Here is a 3209-nt window from a genome sequence, read left to right as displayed (position 1 = left end):
CGAAATCAAGCGTGCGGTGCAAGGCGGCCAGGCCCAGATCGGTGAAGTGCTGCTGGTCAATTTCGAAAACGAGAATCCGATTTACGGCGTCGATGGCATTCCTTTTTTGGCCACCTCTTACGCTGATTCCAAAAAACTCTACGAAGCCCAAAAGCCCGTACTTGATAAATTGCTGGGCACACAGGGCATGAAGCTGCTCTATACCGTGGCGTGGCCACCGCAAGGCATTTACAGCAAGAAAGAGCTCGCCTCGGTTGCCGACCTGCGCGGCATCAAATGGCGCGCCTACAGCCCCGCCACCGCCAAGATTGCCGAGTTGATCGGCGCGCAGCCGGTCACCATCCAGGCGGCTGAACTCTCGCAGGCGCTGGCCACTGGCGTGGTGGAAAGCTACATGAGCTCGGGCTCGACCGGCTATGACTCCAAGACCTATGAAAGCATCAAGTACTGGTACGACACCCAGGCCTGGCTGCCCAAGAATGCCGTCATCGTGAACAAAAAAGCCTTTGATGCGCTCGACCCCGCCACACAGGCGGCCCTCACCAAGGCCGCGGCGGACGCCGAAGTGCGCGGCTGGAAGCTCAGCGAGGAAAAGAACGAGTGGTACAAAAAGGCCCTGGCCGACAAAGGCATGAAGATCGTCACGCCGCCGGCCAAGCTGGTCTCCGACATGAAGCAGGTCGGCACCATCATGCAGGCCGACTGGGTGAAAAAGGCCGGCCCTGACGGCGAAGCCATCATCGCCAACTTCAACAAGCTCAGGGCCGCGAAGAAGTAAGGCATACAACAAGGCAGGCCGTGCGCAAATTCCTCGACAAACTTTATCTGGCAGGCGGGGCCTTGGGCGCCGCCTTCATCGCCCTCATCGCGGTGCTGATGATCGCTCAAAGCATCCTGCGCGAATTCCGCGTTAACACCGGCGCCGTGAACGACGTGGTGGCCTGGTTTTGCGCGGCCGCCGCCTTCTTTGCCATGGCCCACGCATTCAAGCATGGCGACTTTGTGCGGGTGACCTTGCTGCTCGATTCAGTGAATGCAAAGACCCRCCGCGTGCTCGAGCTGGCCTCGCTTTTTATCGGCAGCGTGGCGGTGGCCTACCTGGCATGGTCGGCATGCCTCTTCACCTATGAAAGCTGGGAGTTCAACGACATCTCGCAAGGCCTCTTGCCCATGCCGATGTGGATTCCGCAGTTGAGCTTTGCGCTGGGCTCCATCCTGCTGCTGGTCGCCGTGGTCGATGAATTCATCATCGTGATACGCGGCGGCGTGCCGACCTTTGTGCGCGAAGTCGAAGAACGCCATGCGCGCGGCGACTTCTCTTCGGAAGTTTGAGCCTCAGCCTGCGTCTCTTTCATTTCCGTTTATTTTCCAGACTACAAAGACAACAACATGGATATCCTGATGGTGGGCGGCATCTTGCTGCTGCTCATGATGCTGCTGCTCTCGGGCGGCGTGTGGATTGCGATGACCCTGGCCATCTGCGGCTGGGTCGGGCAGGCCTTTTTCACAACAACCCAACCGGGCAAGAATCTCTTCAGTGCTTTCTGGGAAAGCAATGCCAGTTGGGAACTGGCAGCCCTGCCCCTCTTTATCTGGATGGGCGAGATTTTGTTTCGCACCAAGCTCAGCGAAGAGATGTTTGAGGGCCTGCGCCCCTGGCTCAACCGCGTGCCCGGCCGCCTCATGCATACCACCATCCTGGGCTGCGGGATCTTCGGCTCGGTCTCGGGTTCGTCGGCCGCCACTTGCGCCACGATTTCCAAGGTTGCGCTGCCTGAGCTGCTCAAGCGCGGCTACGACGAGAAGATCGCCCTGGGCTCCCTCGCCACCGCCGGCACGCTGGGTATTTTGATTCCCCCGTCCATCACCATGGTGGTGTATGCCGTCGCGGCCGACGCGTCCATCATCCGCATCTTCCTGGCGGGTTTTTTCCCGGGCTTTCTGCTGATGGCGCTGTTCTCGGGCTACATCATCTGGTGGAGCCTGCGCCATCCCGACAAGGTGCCCGCCGCCGACCCGCCTTCCACGTTCATGCAGAAGATCAGGCAGTCGGGCAACCTGCTGCCCTGCGCCGCGCTGATCGTTTTCATCTGCTGGGTGCTGATCAGCGGCTATGCCACGGCCACCGAATGCGCGGCTTACGGTGTGGCCGGTTCGCTGGGCCTGGCGCTGTGGAGCCGGTCACTGACATGGCAAAACTTCAAAGAGGGCCTGATGGGCACGACGCGCACCAGCTGCATGATCATGTTCATCCTGGCTGGCGCGGCATTCCTGACCAAAACCATGGCCTTCACCGGTATCCCGCGTGAGCTGGCCGAGTGGGTCAACAGCATGAACCTCTCGCCGTTTGCGCTGATCGGTGTGCTGACCATCGTCTACCTGATCCTGGGTACCGCGCTCGACGGCATCTCCATGATCGTGCTGACCAGCGCCGTGGTGCTGCCGATGATCCAGAAGGCCGGTTTCGATCTCATCTGGTTCGGCATCTTCATCATCCTGCTGGTCGAGATTGCCGAGGTCACGCCGCCGGTGGGCTTCAATCTTTTTGTGCTGCAAAACATGACCGGCAAGGACAGCAACACGATTGCACGCGCCGCCATTCCCTTCTTTGGCTGCCTGGTGGTGTGCATTGTGCTGATCACGGTATTCCCGCAGATCGTGACCAGCTTGCCTGATCTCGTCATGGGCAAAGATAAATAGATAGCGGCTCAGCGGACGCGCCAGGGCGACAGAAGTCTCTCATCGTCAGTCAGCGCCCAGGTCTCAAAGCCGGTGGCCTCTTCAATTGCGTGGCGGTACGGCGGCAAGTTGGTGCATTCAAGCACCACTGCCTGTAATGAAGGCTCTCGCTGCCTCAGGGCCACCGCAGCCGCCACTACATCGCCGCACGCCTTCTCCCTGTCCATGGTCGGGCGGTTACCCAGAATGGCAGTAGCAAATTCACTTTCAGGATCCACCCCCTGCACCACCACATCCGCCAGACGCTCATGCGCCACACCTGCGGCACGCAAGTGTTCCTCACCCAGCGCCGCTGAACTGATGGTCAGCACGCCCACCCTGGCGTGGCGTGCAAGCAGTACCGGCAGCTGAAGCAGGCTTGAAGTGACAACAGGAACCTCCACGGCCGCCTGCAATTCGTCCTGCAACAGCACGAGAAAACCGCAGCTGGTGGTGATGGCCAACGCGCCCTCGCTCGCCAAGGCCTGCAC

Annotated in this window: 4 protein-coding genes; 3 read left to right on the top strand and 1 reads right to left on the bottom strand. The window is 60.2% G+C overall.

Annotated features, from left to right (window positions below):
- The 3 genes from AC1D1X_RS19250 to AC1D1X_RS19240 form a co-directional block, all read left to right on the top strand.
- On the top strand, positions 1-778 hold a 778-nt coding region (locus AC1D1X_RS19250; protein WP_477698916.1), incomplete at its 5' end, for a TRAP transporter substrate-binding protein.
- A 20-nt stretch (positions 779-798) separates the two neighbouring features.
- Positions 799-1332 (top strand): TRAP transporter small permease, encoded by a 534-nt coding sequence (locus AC1D1X_RS19245; RefSeq protein WP_477698915.1) that lies wholly within the window; start codon positions 799-801, stop codon positions 1330-1332.
- A 57-nt stretch (positions 1333-1389) separates the two neighbouring features.
- The gene (locus AC1D1X_RS19240) at positions 1390-2700 is read left to right on the top strand and encodes a TRAP transporter large permease (protein ID WP_477667969.1); all 1311 of its coding nucleotides are present in this window, start codon (positions 1390-1392) and stop codon (positions 2698-2700) included.
- Between the two features lie 8 nt (positions 2701-2708).
- Here AC1D1X_RS19240 and AC1D1X_RS19235 read toward each other — a convergent pair.
- Positions 2709-3209 (bottom strand): aspartate/glutamate racemase family protein (locus AC1D1X_RS19235; RefSeq protein WP_477698914.1); only part of this gene is annotated, 501 nt, incomplete at its 5' end.

It is taken from the genome of Polaromonas sp. P1_G4 (assembly GCF_056405475.1).
Note: the sequence above shows the minus strand (reverse complement) of the source record. Positions and strands in the feature narration are given on the sequence as shown.

Bases quoted from the DNA above. Each gene is read 5' to 3' on its own strand.
- AC1D1X_RS19240 (WP_477667969.1), top strand. From the start codon at position 1,390: ATGGATATCCTGATGGTGGGCGGCATCTTGCTGCTGCTCATGATGCTG.